This window comes from Janthinobacterium sp. EB271-G4-7A (assembly GCF_020858075.1).
GTDB classification, from domain to species: domain Bacteria; phylum Pseudomonadota; class Gammaproteobacteria; order Burkholderiales; family Burkholderiaceae_D; genus Janthinobacterium; species Janthinobacterium lividum.
The window spans coordinates 211,947-225,074 of the sequence record NZ_JACYMI010000004.1 but is presented as its reverse complement, the minus strand read 5'-3'; the positions used below and the strand labels follow the sequence as shown (position 1 = coordinate 225,074).

Here is a 13,128-nt window from a genome sequence, read left to right as displayed (position 1 = left end):
GAAGCCATGCCGCGATCGCCAGCGCTGTTCCCCGATGCCATGCAGGTGTTCGAACGCGGCTGGCTGTCGTCGAATAACATCCTGTTCCAGGGCCGGGACGACACGGCGCTGATCGACAGCGGCTATGCCACGCATGCGCCGCAAACGCTGGCCCTGCTGCGTCATAGCCTGGCTGGCCGTCCCCTGGACCGCCTGTTCAACACCCATCTGCATTCCGACCATTGCGGCGGCAACGCGCTGCTGCAAGCGGAATACGGCTGCCATACGGCCATTCCCGTGTCGGAGGCGGACAAGGTGCGCGCGTGGGATGTCGAGGCCCTGAGTTTCCAGGCCACGGGCCAGCAATGTCCGCGCTTCGGCTTTGATGCCACCGTCTCGCCCCGCGACACGTTGACGTTGGCCGACATGCGCTGGCAGGCGCTGGGCGCGCCGGGCCACGATCCGCACTCGCTGATTTTTTACTGCGCCGAAGAGGGCATCCTGATCTCCGCCGACGCGCTGTGGGAAAACGGCTTTGGCGTGATCTTCCCCGAACTCGATGGCGGCTCCGGCTTCCCTGAAGCGCGCGCCACGCTGGACCTGATCGCCAGCCTCGATGTGCAAGTCGTCATTCCCGGCCACGGGCGGCCGTTCCAGGACGCCGCCGGCGCCCTGCAGCGCGCGTATTCACGTCTCGATTACCTGGCGTCCGATCCCGTGCGCAATGCGCAGAATGCGGTGAAAGTGCTGCTGAAATTCCTGCTGCTGGAACGCCAGCGCATCGCCCTCGCCGAGATACCGGCCCTGCTGCGGGGCATGCCCGTCTTCGAAGAGGCCAACCGGCGCTTCCTGCGCCAGGAGGCGGCCGCGCTGGCCGAGTGGGCCGTGTCGCAGCTGGTGAGGGCTACAGCGGCACGGATCGAGGGTGAGTACTTGCTTAACGAGGGCTGACACGGATAGGCGATAAATTCAGCACGACCGTACTTTTTCTGCACTATAATCAACGTTCAGTGTGTTTTTCACGTCCGATCAACTTTCCAGCGAGTCCGCCATGGCATTGCCTGTTGCGTTGCAAAACCTCTCCTTACCCGTTATCGCGTCGCCGATGTTCATCGCCAGCGGCCCGGCCCTCGTCGCGGCGCAGTGCAAGGCCGGCATCGTCGGTTCCTTCCCGGCCCTGAACGCGCGTCCCGCCGAATTGCTCGACACCTGGCTCACCGAGCTGCAGGCCGAGCTGGCCGCCTTCCAGGCCGCCAATCCCGATAAAAAAGTGGGACCGATCGCCGTCAACCAGATCGTGCACCAGTCGAACGACCGCCTGGCACATGACGTGGAAGTGTGCGTGAAACACCAGATTCCCATCATCATTTCCTCGCTGCGCGCGCCGCCCAAGGAAATGCTCGACGCCATCCACAGCTATGGCGGCATCGTGCTGCATGACGTGATCTCGATCCGTCACGCGAAAAAGGCCCTGGAGGCGGGTGTCGATGGCTTGATCCTGGTCGCCAGCGGCGCCGGCGGCCACGCGGGCACCCTGTCGCCGTTCGCGCTGGTGGGCGAAGTGCGCAAGTTCTTCGACGGCCCGCTGGCGCTGTCCGGCTCCATCGCCACGGGCGATGCCGTGCTGGCCGCGCAAGCGATGGGCGCGGACTTTGCCTACATCGGCTCGCGCTGGCTGGCAACCAAGGAATCGAACGTCAGCGATGGCTACCGCGACGCCATCGTCGATTCCAGCGCGGCCGACATCGTCTACACGAACCTGTTTACGGGCGTGCACGGCAATTACCTGAAAAAATCGATCGAAGCGGCCGGACTCGATCCGGAAGCCTTGCCCGAAGCGGACAAGAGCGCGATGAATTTCGGCTCCGGCAGCGCCAAGGCCTGGCGCGACATCTGGGGCGCGGGCCAGGGCGTGGGCTTGATGGATGACGTGCCGAGCGTGGAAGAGATGGTGGCGCGCCTGAAGGCCGAATACGATGCGGCGCGCGCGCGGTTGAAGCTGTAACGTTGGTGAGGATGTCGGATTACGCGCTGCGCGCTAATCCGACCTACTCGAACCTGGTGGCGTAGGTCGGATTAGCGCAGCGTAATCCGACAACCATCATGAATCACTGCTGCTTCAAATCCTCGGGCTTGATGGCCCACAGGCCCGGCAGGTTGCGCCAGTAGCCATACGCGTCCATGCCGAAGCCGACGACGAAGCGGTTCGGGATCACCAGGCCGACGATGTCGGCTTGTACCGGCTTCTTCTTGCCGATGGCCTTGTCCGCGAAGACGGCCAGGATCACTTCCGAGGCGCCCATGTCCAGCAAGCGCTGCTTGACGTGCGCCAGGGTTTCGCCTTCGTCGAGAATATCGTCGAGCACGATGACGGTACGGCCCGCTACGTTCGAGCGGGGGATGACTTTCCACACCACTTCGCCACCCTTGTCGTCGTCGCCGTAGCGGCTCACGTGGATGTAGTCGAATTCGAGCGGAAAGCTCAGTTGCGGCAGCAGGCTGCCCGTAAACACGACGGCGCCGCCCATCACGCCCAGCACCAGCGGGAATTCTTTCGAATCGTCGGCGTTGAAGCGCGTGTTGAGCACATCGGCCATGCGCGTGATCGACGCCTGCACGGCGTCTTGGTCGAACAGCAGTTCCGCGTTCTTGATCAGGTCACGGGCACGGTTGTGATGAAATTCTTGCATGGACTCTTGCATGGCGATGAATGGGGCTGATGGTCAATGCCGGTATTATCCCGCAAATCGGCCTTATTTGTAATCGCGCATGTCGTCGATAACTTTCCCATCCTGCGCCAGACTGCCCACGGCCACCAGCACTACGTCGCCGCGCAGCTTGGTCAGTTCGCGGATCGAGCCGATGATGGCTTCCACGCCGCTGGCGTCCGTCGGATCGTCGACTTCGCAATGCAAAGCCATCTCGTCGTTGGCCATGCGTCCCGAGACCACCAGCCGCGCCTTCTTGATCTGCGGGTGGCGGCGCGCGATCTCGTGCACCTGCGACGGATGCACGAACATGGCGCGCACCTTGGTGGTTTGATCCGCACGCCCCATCCAGCCCTTGATGCGCGTATTCGTGCGGCCGCACGGCGAGTCCGGCGCGTCCATCAGCACGGCCGACAGGTCACCCGTGGCGAAGCGGATCAGCGGATAGTCGGCATTGAAGACGGTGACGACGACTTCGCCCACTTCGCCGGGCGCGACGGGAATGCCGCTGCCCGGATGGACGATCTCGAGTAGCACGTTTTCGTCAACGACCATGCCCGGATTGAGCTTGCCATTGCTGGCCGTTTCATAGGCGATGCTGCCGATATCGGCCGAGGCATAGGTCTGGAACACGTGCGGCACGCCATTTTCGGCAAACCAGCTGCGCAAGGATTCGGGCAAGGCTTCCGCGCCCATCACGGCCTTGGTGACGCTGCTGATGTCGGCGCCCATTTCGCGCGCTTTCTCGATGATCAGTTTCAGAAATGACGGCGTGCCGATATACGTGTCCGGCTTCAGGTCAGCCATCGCCTGCACCTGCATTTCCGTCTGGCCGATGCCGGCCGGGATGACGGTGCAGCCGATGCGCGCGGCGCCCCCTTCGACCATGAAGGCGGCCGGCGTGAAGTGATACGAAAAGCAGTTCTGCAGCAAGCCGCCGGCGCGCACGCCGGCCGCATACATGGGCCGCGCAAAGCGCCACCAGTCAGGGCCGCGGCCTTCCGGATCGAAGATGGGGCCGGGCGAGACGAATACACGCGACAGGGCATTCTTTGGCGTCGTGTTCAAGCCGCCGAACGGCAGCGCGTCGTGCTGCAATTGCTTGAGGTCGGACTTGCGCGTCACGGGCAGCTGCGCCAGCGCGGCGCGGCTGGTGATGTCGGTTGCGGTGACGCCATCAAGGATGCGGGCCCAGCCCGGCGCCTTCTGCGCGCGCGCGATCAGCTGCGGCAGGCCGGCCATCAATTCGCTTTCACGCGCTTCGGGGGCGCGTGCTTCCAGACTGTCGAGCGTATCGGTCATGTTGCTGATTCTCCAATGTCACGTTGCATTTTTTTCGTCAGCCCCGCAACAATCAGGCTGTATGAGCGCTGCAGCAGGGCGGCCATTTCATCGTCGTCGAGGGCGTCGGGACTGGCGACCAGCACCCATTTGGCCCGCGCCAGGTAGGGTGCCGGGCGAAAACCGGGGCGGTCCGTCAATTCCAGGAAGCGTTCCGCATCGACCTTGAAGCTCATGCCGCGCGTGCTGTGCGCTTCCGCGCCACATAGCGCGAACAGGCGGCCACCCACAGAAAACGCCAGCACGTTGCTCCACTTGATGTCTTCTGTCGCGCCGGGAAAGCCGCGGCATACTTGCTTGGCCCGTTCCAGGTCCATGACGGCAACTCCGATGTCAGGCCAGCCAGCGCTTGCGGCGGCGGTAGAACTTCATGTCGCGGAAGCTCTTGCGCCCGGCGCTGGACACGCCCAGGTAAAACTCTTTGACGTCTTCGTTGCTGGCCAGTTCCTGCGCTTGCCCTTCCATCACGACGCGTCCGTTTTCCAGGATGTAGCCGAAGTCGGCGTAGCGCAGCGCCACGTTGGTGTTCTGTTCGGCCAGCAGGAAAGACACGTTTTCCTTGTGGTTCAGGTCCTTGACGATGCCGAAGATCTCTTCGACGATCTGCGGCGCGATGCCCATCGACGGCTCGTCCAGTAAAATCATCGATGGCTTGGCCATCAGCGCGCGGCCGATGGCGCACATCTGCTGTTCGCCGCCCGAGGTGTAGCCGGCCTGGCTGCTGCGCCGGGTTTTCAGGCGAGGAAAGTAGTGATACACCTTTTCCAGCGCGTCTTTCAGCTCGCCGCGCGACAGGCTGCGCGTGTAGGCGCCCGTCAGGAGGTTTTCCTCGATGGTGAGGTGGCCGAAACAGTGGCGCCCTTCCATCACTTGCGACAGGCCCCGCTTCACCAGTTCATTCGGCGTCAATTGATCCACGCGCTCGCCCTTGAACTGGACTTCGCCCTTGGTGACGTCGCCCCGTTCGCCGCGCAACAGGGTCGAGATGGTTTTCAGGGTGGTCGACTTGCCGGCGCCGTTGGCACCCAGGAGCGCCACGATCTTGCCTTGCGGGACTTGCAGCGACACGCCCTTCAGGACCAGGATCACGTGGTCGTAGATGACTTCGATATTGTTCACCGACAGGTAGGGCGGTGGCGTTTCCGGTGTTTGCGTGGCAGTGGGTGTCATGGCTGCTTCGTTTTCATATGTGTTGGCGATGCTGTCGGATTACGCTTCGCTAATCCGACCTACGTGGATGCGGCGTAGGTCGGATTAGCGCAACGCGCGTAATCCGACACCACCATCGGCAGCGATTTACTTCATGCACGCCGGCGTGATCTTTTTCTCTTCGGCGTACTTGTTCGACGATTCCTCGACCAGCTTGCGCACCAGGGCCTTGTCGCCGACGATCCATTTCGGCGTGATGGCGGTCCATTTCTTGCCATCCCACTGCTGCACTTTCACGGCGCCCGAGCCTTCATGGTCGTCGCAGCTGGTTTTCACGGTCGGGAACATGCCCAGCGCGCCGACGGCCTTCTGGCGCGCATCGTCGACGTTCAGGTTTTCCAGGCCCCAGCGCATCTGCTCGCCCGTGATCGGTTTGCCCTTGCCGAATTTTTCCTGCGCCACGCGGATCGCTTCCACCCACAGGATGCCAGCCGTCACGCCGCGCATGTGGTAGACGGAGCCGATGCGCGACTGGTCGGACAGGTTGCCCTTGCCGGACGCGTAGAGTTTCTTGCGGATGTCGTCGAGCACGGGGTAGTTGCCCGGCGTATTGAACGTCATCGCCGTGTAGCCCTTGGCCGCATCGCCCGATGGAATCGTGTCTTCCTCGGAGCCGGCCCACCAGACGCCCAGCATTTTGTCGCGCGGAAAGCCGTTGCGCTGCGCCGTCTTGATGGCAACGGAGTTCATCACGCCCCAGCCCCACAGGATCACGTGGTCCGGCTTGGCCTGGCGGATCTGCAGCCATTGCGACTGCTGTTCGCTGCCTGGCGGCGCGACGGGAATTTTCACCAGCTCGAAGCCGTACTGTTTCGACAGCGCTTCGAGCACGGGCAGCGGCTCCTTGCCGAAGGCCGAATCGTGGTACAGGTGAACGATCTTCTTGCCTTTCAGCTTGTCCATGCCGCCATCCTTGTCGCCCAGGTACTTGATCATGGCGGCGGCCTGGCTCCAGTAGCTGGAGATCAGCGGATACACATACGGGAAGACCTTGCCGTTGGCGGCGTCCGAGCGGCCGTAGCCGATCATCGTCATGGGGATCTTGTCTTGCGCCACGCGGTCGAGGATGCCGTAGGCGACGCCGGTGGACAGGGTTTCGACCAGGGTGGCGCCGCCCTGCTTGGTTTTCAGGCGTTCATAGCATTCGACGCCGCGCGACGGGTTGTATTCGGTTTCGCATTCTTCCCAGCTGATCTTGACGCCATTGACGCCGCCGGCCTGGTTGACCAGGTTGAAGTAGTCGATGATGCCGCCGTAGAAACCGGAGCCGCCGGCCGCGTACGGGCCCACGCGGTAGGACGGCAGGGCGATGTACTGTTCCTTGTCCTGGGCTTGCGCGCTGCCGGCCATGGTGAGTGCGGCACTGGCGATGGCGGCGGCCAGCATGAGCGATTTGATGTGTTTCATTGTGTGTCTCCTCTTGTTTTATTTGATTTCAAGTCAATCGACATCAGACAGCAAGGTACAAATTCCTAGTGCGGGAAAGGCCACAGGCGCAGTTTCTCCTTCGCGATCTGCCACAGCCTGGCCAGGCCGTGCGGTTCGACGATCAGGAAGAAAATGATCAGCGCGCCGAACACCATCAGTTCCAGGTTCGAGGCCACGCTGGTCGGCAATGCCAGGCCATGCGCGATGGTGTTCAGGAAGACGGGCAGCAGCACGATGAAAGCCGCGCCGAGGAAGGAGCCGAGAATCGAGCCGACGCCGCCGATGATGATCATGAACAGGATGCGGAAGGACAGGTCCAGGTTGTACGCTTCCGGCTCCACCGTGCCCAGGTAGGCATACGCATACAGCGCGCCGGCCACGCCGCAGTAGAACGAGCTGACGGCAAAGGCCAGCAGCTTGGTGCGCATCAGGCGGAAACCGATCACTTCGGCCGCCATGTCCATGTCGCGCACGGCCATCCACGAGCGGCCCACGTTCGAGCGGATCATGTTCTTGGCCAGCAGCGCCATGCCGGCGACAATCGCCAGCACCAGCAGGTATTTGCTTTGCGGCGTGTCGAACTGGTAGCCGAGGATGGTCATTTTCTGCACCGTGATCACGCCCGAGGAGCTGTAGTTGGTGAGATACGGGATCTTGGTCAGGCACCAGACGACAAAGAACTGCGTCGCCAGGGTGGAGGCCGCCAGGTAAAAGCCGCGGATGCGCAGGGAAGGCAGGCCGAAGGCGATGCCCACCATGGCCGCGCACAGGCCGCCGAGGATGAACGACACCAGCAGCGGCAAGCCTGGCAGGCGGGCCATGAAGTTATACGAGGCAAAGGCGCCCACGGCCATGAAGGCAGCCGTGCCCAGCGACAGCTGGCCCGCGTAACCGGTGAGGATGTTCAGCCCCAGTGCTGCCAGGGCGAAGATCAGGAAGGGAATCAGGATCGCCGACAGCATGTAAGGCGAGGCGAAATACGGCAGGAGGAAGACGGCGACGAGGAGCGTGGCCGTCAGCGCCAGGCGGTCTTGCCGGATCGGGAAAATCTGGTTGTCAGCCTGGTAGCTGGTCTTGAATTGTCCTGCTTCACGGTAAATCATGGCGTGTCCTTTGCTGGCTGTTTTGGCTGTTGTCGGGTTACGCGCCTTGCGCTAACCCGACCTACGATGCTGTTACGGTGGCGTTATATTCGCCGGATGATCTTCTCGCCGAACAGGCCTTCCGGCCGCACCAGCAGGAACAGCAGGGCCAGCACATACGGGAACCAGCCTTCGATGCCGCCGCCCACCATGGGGCCGAGGTAGACTTCGGCCAGCTTTTCCGACGCGCCGATGATCAGGCCACCGACGATGGCGCCCGGCACCGACGTAAAGCCGCCGAGGATCAGCACCGGCAGCGCTTTCAAGGCGATGAAGGTGAGGGCGAACTGCACGCCGTTGCGCGCGCCCCACAGCAGGCCGGCCACCATGGCCACCAGGCCCGCCACGCCCCACACGACGGCCCAGATGCGCTGCAGCGGGATGCCGACCGCCAGTGCCGCCTGGTGGTCATCGGCGACGGCGCGCAGGGCGCGGCCCACCTTGGTTTTCGAGAACAGCAAGGCCAGGCAGATCACCAGCAGCGCGCAGATGCCGGCCGCCATCAGGTCGAACTGCGAGATGTTGATGTCGAAGCGGTCCATCAAAAACTGCATCGGCACGTCTTCGATGGGCAGGTCCAGCTTGTGCACCTGGGAGCCCCACATCAGCTGCGCCAGGCCTTCGATGAAAAAGGTCAGGCCGATGGTGGCCATGAACAGCGTGATTTCCGGCTGGTTGACGAGCGGGCGCAAGACCACCCGTTCAATCGCCATGCCCAGCACGATCATGGTGAGCATCGTCAGCGGGATGGCCAGCCACAGCGACAGGCCGAACTTGTCCATGATGCCGACGCAGGTGAGGGCGGCGAAAAACACCATCGCTCCCTGCGCGAAGTTGAACACGCCCGACGCCTTGTAGATCAGGACAAAGCCGATCGCCACCAGCGCATACATGACGCCCGACAGCAGGCCGCCGATCAGCACTTCAAAGAAAAAATTGATATTCATTGCTATTCCTCGTCTAGTGCGCCACGCCGAGATAGGCGTTGATGACATCCTGGTTGCTGCGCACCTCGTCGGGCGTGCCGTCGCCGATCTTCTTGCCGTAATCGAGCACCACCACGCGGTCGGAGATATCCATCACCACGCCCATGTCGTGCTCGATCAGCACGATGGTCGTGCCCAGCTGGTCGTTGACGTCGAGGATGAAGCGGCACATGTCCTGCTTTTCTTCCACGTTCATGCCGGCCATCGGTTCATCGAGCAGCAAAATTTCCGGTTCGGCCACCAGCGCGCGGCCCAGCTCCACGCGCTTTTGCAGGCCGTAGGGCAGACGCCCCACGGGCGTCTTGCGGATGGCCTGGATTTCCAGGAAGTCGATGATTTCCTCTGCCTTCTTGCGGTGCTCGATTTCCTCGCGCCGCGCCGGCCCCCAGTACAGGGCTTGCAAGAGGAAATTCGATTTCATCTTCAGGTTGCGTCCCGTCATGATGTTGTCGAGCACCGTCATGCCTTTAAAAAGGGCGATGTTCTGGAAGGTGCGCGCGATGCCGGACTTGGCGGCCGCATAGCAATCCATGCCGCGCCGGTGTTCGCCCCGGTAGATGATTTCTCCCTGCTGCGGGCGGTACACGCCGTTGATCACGTTGAGCATCGAGCTTTTGCCGGCGCCGTTCGGGCCGATGATGGCGCGGATTTCATGCTGCTTGACGTCAAACGAGATGTCGGTCAGCGCCTTCACGCCGCCAAACGACAGCGAGATGTTCTTCAGGTCGAGGATCACGGGGCCCGCCTTGCGGGCCGTGCCGAAATGGGCGTCGGGTTCGTTCATTTGCATCGTGCTGTGCTCCATCATGCGGCCAGGCCCTGGGGCCGATACGTTTTGCTGTCCCAGATCTGCAGGTCGGCGCTGGTCGAACCGGTGCGGCCATCCTCGAATTTCACCTGGGTCTCGATGTATTGCGTTGCCTTGCCCTCATACAGGGCGGAAATGAGCACCGCGTACTTTTCGGCGATGAATTTGCGGCGGACCTTGCGCGTGCGGGTCAGCTCGTCGTCGTCCGGATCGAGTTCCTTGTGCAGCACGAGGAAGCGGTGCACCTGCGTGCGGTCCATCAGCGGGTCGGCCGCCAGTTCCGCGTTGACTTGCTCGATGCAGTCGCGGATCAGGCCATAGGTTTCGGCGCGCGCCGCCAGGTCGGTGTAGCCGGAGTAGGCGATGCCGCGCCGCTCTGACCAGTTGCCCACCGCTTCGATGTCGATGTTGATGAAGGCGCACACCTGGTCGCGCGCATGGCCGAAGGCCACCACTTCCTTGATGAAGGGGAAGAACTTGAGCTTGTTTTCGATGTAGTTGGGGGCGAACATGGCGCCGCAATTCATCTTGCCCACGTCGGCCGCGCGGTCGATGATTTTCAGATGGCCTTCGCTGTCGAACACGCCCGCGTCGCCCGTATGGAAATAGCCGTCGCTGTCGATCACTTCGGCGGTGGCGTCGGGACGCCGGAAGTAGCCGCTCATGGTGGCAGGCGACTTGACCAGCACTTCGCCATTCGCCGCCAGCTTGACTTCCACGCCCGGCGCCGGCAAGCCGACGCTGTCGAACTTGATATTGCCATCCGGTTGCAGACAGACATAGGCGCAGGTTTCGGTCGAGCCGTACAGCTGCTTGAGGTTGACGCCGATGGAGCGGTAGAAGCGGAACAGGTCGGGGCCGATGGCGGCGCCGGCGGTATAAGCCACGCGCACGCGCGACAGTCCCAGGACGTTTTTCAGGGGGCCGTAGACGAGCAGCTCGCCCAGCTTGTAGCTGAGGCGGTCCGCCAGCGATACGGGCTTGCCATCCAGGATCTGCGCGCCGCAGCGCTTGGCCACGTCCATGAAATGGCTGAACATGTGGCGCTTGATGCTGCTCGCGTCTTCCATGCGTATCATCACGCTGGTGAGCATGTTTTCGAATACGCGCGGCGGCGCAAAGTAGCAGGTGGGGCCGATTTCGCGCATGTCGATCATCACCGTGTCGCCCGATTCGGGGCAGTTGACGGTAAAGCCGGCCACCATGGCCTGCGCCAGCGAGAACAGGCAGTCGCCCACCCACGCCATGGGCAGGTAGGACAGGATGTCTTCCTCGTCGGTGAGCTTGTCGAAGGCGACGCCGCCAATGCCGGCAGCCAGCAGCGCCGTGTGGCTCTGGCATACGCCCTTCGGCTTGCCCGTGGTGCCCGAGGTGTACAGGATCACGGCGGAGTCGCTCCCTTGGCCCGCTGCCACGGCGGCGTCGAAAAAGCCCGGGTGTTCGCGGTCATAGGCCCGGCCCAGCACCTGCAGGGCGGCAAAGGACATCAGTTCCGGCTGGCGATAATGGCGCATGCCCCGTTCATCGTCATAGGCGATGTGGGCGACGTGCGGGTACAGCGCTTTGAGTTCGAGCAGCTTGTCGACCTGCTCCTGGTCTTCGACGATGGCGTAGCGGATGTCCGCATCCTGCAGCACGTAGGCCATGTCGGCGGCCGGCGCGTCCTGGTACAGTGGCACGGGCACGCCGCCCAGGCTTTGCGCCGCCAGCATGGCCCAGTACAGGCGGGGACGATTATCGCCGATGATGGCCAGGTTCATGCCGCGCTGGAAGCCGATGGCTGCCAGGCCGCAGGCCAGCGCGCGTACTTCCTCGTTGACCTCGCGCCAGGTCCAGGTTTGCCAGATGCCCAGGTATTTTTCGCGAAATGCGGGCTTGTCGGATCGTACTGTCCCGTGTTGCAATAAGCGCCGCGGAAAAGTCGGCATTGCTGCTGTGGTATTCGTTTGCACCAGTGTCTCCCTGTTGCTTGTCTCAGGCCCCACCTCGTTGGATGGCGCTCTGTGTTTTTTATGTGTAAGGCGTTTGTGCAATGATAGTAGCTTGCGTTAGTTTGCCAAGTTGTCTTTTCGGGGACATTTACCCACTTTTCGATGGTGCATCGCACAATGACCAATCCTGATATCAGCCTCAAGGATGCCGTGCGCGCGGCCCACTGGGCACAGCTGCTCGATCCCGTTCAACTGGCCAGGGTCGAGGCGGATGTGTTTGAAACCTTCGTGCCGAAAGGCGGCTTTGTCTGCCGCAAGGGCGAGCCCGTGGACAACTGGATCGGCGTCATCAGCGGCATGGTCAAGATGAATAATTTTTCCGCTTCCGGCAAGGCCATGACCTTTATCGGCGTGCCGCCCGGCAGCTGGTTCGGAGAAGGTTCATTACTGAAGAATGAAATCCGCAAATACGACACCATGGCCCTGCGCGACACGCGCGTGGCGCGCCTGCCCGGCGCCACCTTCCACTGGCTGCTGGAAACGAGCCTGCCATTCACGCGCTTCCTGCTGATGCAGCTCAACGAGCGCCTGGGCCAGTTCATCGGCATGGTGGAAAACGAGCGCCTGCTGGACTTGAACACGCGCGTGGCGCGCTGCCTGGCCTCGATGTTCAACTCGCACTTGTACCCTGGCGTGGAAACCTTGGTGCAGCTGTCGCAGGAAGAAATCGGGCTGTTGTCCGGCTCCTCGCGCCAGCGCGCCAACCAGGCCTTGCAAGTGCTGGAAAAAAAAGGTTTATTGCGCCTCGATTACGGCGGCATTCGCGTGCTGGACCTGGAGGGCTTGCGCCGCTATGAGGCCGATGATGGCGAATGACGTGTCGATGGACGAGGTGCGGCACCTGACGGAGCAGCACTACCAGTCGTTCCTGCAGGCGCGCCTGGCTGGCGCCAAGGCCCTGGCGCGGCTCGATGCGGCCATGCAGGCGCGCCACGCCGTGCTGCCGATGCCGATTACCCTGCGCGAACTGGCCTTGCTGCCGCAATTGCGCGATGCCTCCTTGCTGGCGCTGGCCCGCTCGCCGCACAGCGGGCACTGGAGCCGCGATGACATCGGCGATACGGATCCCGCGCAGGAGCTGGCCGGCGACGCAGCGTATGCGGATTTTGCGCGCGTCATCCTGGAAGAAGCGGCTGCGCACGTCGCCGCCATCCATGCGGGCCAGCTGCCGTACGTGGCCGATGCGGCCTTTGCCACGGCCGATTCCGGCGTGCTGGCGCGCGCCGCGCGGGTGGCTGCCTACCGCGATGACGCATGGTTCGCGCCCGTCATCGCCACCTTGCTGCCGCAGGTATGCGTGGCGCCCGGCACGGCGAAAAGCGCGCCGTCGCAGTCGCTGGCCATGGCGCTGGGCCATGGCGTGGAAACCATCCCCACCCAGGCAAGCCTGGAAGCCCTGCGCGCGGCGCTGGACCAGGTGCGCCACGCGGGCATCCGGAAAAAACTCGAACGCAACCTGAAACCGGCGGAAAAGGCGTTGCGGGCGCGCAGTGCCTTACCCGGGCTAATCGGGGTATCATAGGCGCTTCCCAGCAC

13 protein-coding genes are annotated in these 13,128 nt (G+C 62.9%); 4 read left to right on the top strand and 9 right to left on the bottom strand.

All coding sequences use genetic code 11. The features are described 5' to 3' along the window. The first annotated feature begins 6 nt into the window (after positions 1-6). Both IGS58_RS23915 and IGS58_RS23910 read left to right on the top strand, forming a co-directional pair. Positions 7-930: an MBL fold metallo-hydrolase gene (locus IGS58_RS23915; RefSeq protein WP_070258362.1), complete on the top strand. Its 924-nt coding sequence runs from the start codon at positions 7-9 to the stop codon at positions 928-930. A gap of 100 nt (positions 931-1,030) precedes the next feature. After that, a complete protein-coding gene (locus IGS58_RS23910; RefSeq protein ID WP_034752807.1) occupies positions 1,031-1,984 on the top strand; it encodes an NAD(P)H-dependent flavin oxidoreductase in 954 nt (317 codons plus the stop codon). Positions 1,985-2,087: 103 nt separating this feature from the next. On the opposite strand, the gene IGS58_RS23905 is transcribed toward IGS58_RS23910, so the two are convergent. The 9 genes from IGS58_RS23905 to IGS58_RS23865 all read right to left on the bottom strand — a co-directional run bounded on the left by IGS58_RS23905 (position 2,088) and on the right by IGS58_RS23865 (position 11,529). After that, positions 2,088-2,669: a hypoxanthine-guanine phosphoribosyltransferase gene (locus tag IGS58_RS23905; RefSeq protein ID WP_034783782.1), complete on the bottom strand. Its 582-nt coding sequence runs from the start codon at positions 2,667-2,669 to the stop codon at positions 2,088-2,090. Positions 2,670-2,732: 63 nt separating this feature from the next. Next, a complete protein-coding gene (locus tag IGS58_RS23900) occupies positions 2,733-3,989 on the bottom strand; it encodes a phenylacetate--CoA ligase family protein (protein WP_230522869.1) in 1,257 nt (418 codons plus the stop codon). Next, complete coding sequence (locus IGS58_RS23895; protein WP_034783779.1) at positions 3,986-4,345, bottom strand: MmcQ/YjbR family DNA-binding protein; 360 nt, start codon at positions 4,343-4,345, stop codon at positions 3,986-3,988. Before IGS58_RS23895 ends, IGS58_RS23900 begins: the two co-directional genes overlap by 4 nt. A 16-nt stretch (positions 4,346-4,361) precedes the next feature. Next, a complete protein-coding gene (locus IGS58_RS23890) occupies positions 4,362-5,198 on the bottom strand; it encodes an ABC transporter ATP-binding protein (RefSeq protein WP_070258366.1) in 837 nt (278 codons plus the stop codon). A 126-nt stretch (positions 5,199-5,324) separates the two neighbouring features. Further along, the gene (locus IGS58_RS23885; RefSeq protein WP_034783778.1) at positions 5,325-6,644 is read right to left on the bottom strand and encodes an ABC transporter substrate-binding protein; all 1,320 of its coding nucleotides are present in this window, start codon (positions 6,642-6,644) and stop codon (positions 5,325-5,327) included. A 65-nt stretch (positions 6,645-6,709) separates the two neighbouring features. Beyond that, positions 6,710-7,768 (bottom strand): branched-chain amino acid ABC transporter permease, encoded by a 1,059-nt coding sequence (locus IGS58_RS23880; protein WP_034752817.1) that lies wholly within the window; start codon positions 7,766-7,768, stop codon positions 6,710-6,712. Between the two features lie 83 nt (positions 7,769-7,851). Beyond that, positions 7,852-8,748, bottom strand: a complete 897-nt coding sequence (locus IGS58_RS23875) for a branched-chain amino acid ABC transporter permease (RefSeq protein ID WP_198521486.1) — start codon at positions 8,746-8,748, stop codon at positions 7,852-7,854. A gap of 19 nt (positions 8,749-8,767) precedes the next feature. After that, positions 8,768-9,583, bottom strand: coding sequence for an ABC transporter ATP-binding protein (locus IGS58_RS23870; RefSeq protein WP_034753577.1), 816 nt, complete (start codon positions 9,581-9,583; stop codon positions 8,768-8,770). 14 nt (positions 9,584-9,597) lie between these two features. Continuing rightward, positions 9,598-11,529, bottom strand: coding sequence for an AMP-binding protein (locus IGS58_RS23865; RefSeq protein WP_230522960.1), 1,932 nt, complete (start codon positions 11,527-11,529; stop codon positions 9,598-9,600). Positions 11,530-11,709: 180 nt separating this feature from the next. On the opposite strand from IGS58_RS23865, the gene IGS58_RS23860 reads away from it, so the two are divergent. Together IGS58_RS23860 and IGS58_RS23855 are read left to right on the top strand one after the other, a co-directional pair. After that, positions 11,710-12,408 (top strand): Crp/Fnr family transcriptional regulator, encoded by a 699-nt coding sequence (locus IGS58_RS23860; protein ID WP_034783773.1) that lies wholly within the window; start codon positions 11,710-11,712, stop codon positions 12,406-12,408. Continuing rightward, positions 12,395-13,114, top strand: a complete 720-nt coding sequence (locus IGS58_RS23855) for a hypothetical protein (RefSeq protein WP_152615226.1) — start codon at positions 12,395-12,397, stop codon at positions 13,112-13,114. Before IGS58_RS23860 ends, IGS58_RS23855 begins: the two co-directional genes overlap by 14 nt. Positions 13,115-13,128 lie beyond the last annotated feature (14 nt).

What these genes read in the sequence shown, in the direction of transcription:
- IGS58_RS23865 (WP_230522960.1), bottom strand. Translation starts at nt 11,529, where the DNA reads ATGCCGACTTTTCCGCGGCGCTTATTGCAACACGGGACAGTACGATCC.
- IGS58_RS23880 (WP_034752817.1), bottom strand. Translation starts at nt 7,768, where the DNA reads ATGATTTACCGTGAAGCAGGACAATTCAAGACCAGCTACCAGGCTGAC.
- IGS58_RS23905 (WP_034783782.1), bottom strand. Translation starts at nt 2,669, where the DNA reads ATGCAAGAATTTCATCACAACCGTGCCCGTGACCTGATCAAGAACGCG.
- IGS58_RS23915 (WP_070258362.1), top strand. Translation starts at nt 7, where the DNA reads ATGCCGCGATCGCCAGCGCTGTTCCCCGATGCCATGCAGGTGTTCGAA.
- IGS58_RS23855 (WP_152615226.1), top strand. Translation starts at nt 12,395, where the DNA reads ATGATGGCGAATGACGTGTCGATGGACGAGGTGCGGCACCTGACGGAG.
- IGS58_RS23910 (WP_034752807.1), top strand. Translation starts at nt 1,031, where the DNA reads ATGGCATTGCCTGTTGCGTTGCAAAACCTCTCCTTACCCGTTATCGCG.
- IGS58_RS23900 (WP_230522869.1), bottom strand. Translation starts at nt 3,989, where the DNA reads ATGACCGATACGCTCGACAGTCTGGAAGCACGCGCCCCCGAAGCGCGT.
- IGS58_RS23890 (WP_070258366.1), bottom strand. Translation starts at nt 5,198, where the DNA reads ATGACACCCACTGCCACGCAAACACCGGAAACGCCACCGCCCTACCTG.
- IGS58_RS23860 (WP_034783773.1), top strand. Translation starts at nt 11,710, where the DNA reads ATGACCAATCCTGATATCAGCCTCAAGGATGCCGTGCGCGCGGCCCAC.
- IGS58_RS23885 (WP_034783778.1), bottom strand. Translation starts at nt 6,644, where the DNA reads ATGAAACACATCAAATCGCTCATGCTGGCCGCCGCCATCGCCAGTGCC.
- IGS58_RS23870 (WP_034753577.1), bottom strand. Translation starts at nt 9,583, where the DNA reads ATGCAAATGAACGAACCCGACGCCCATTTCGGCACGGCCCGCAAGGCG.
- IGS58_RS23895 (WP_034783779.1), bottom strand. Translation starts at nt 4,345, where the DNA reads ATGGACCTGGAACGGGCCAAGCAAGTATGCCGCGGCTTTCCCGGCGCG.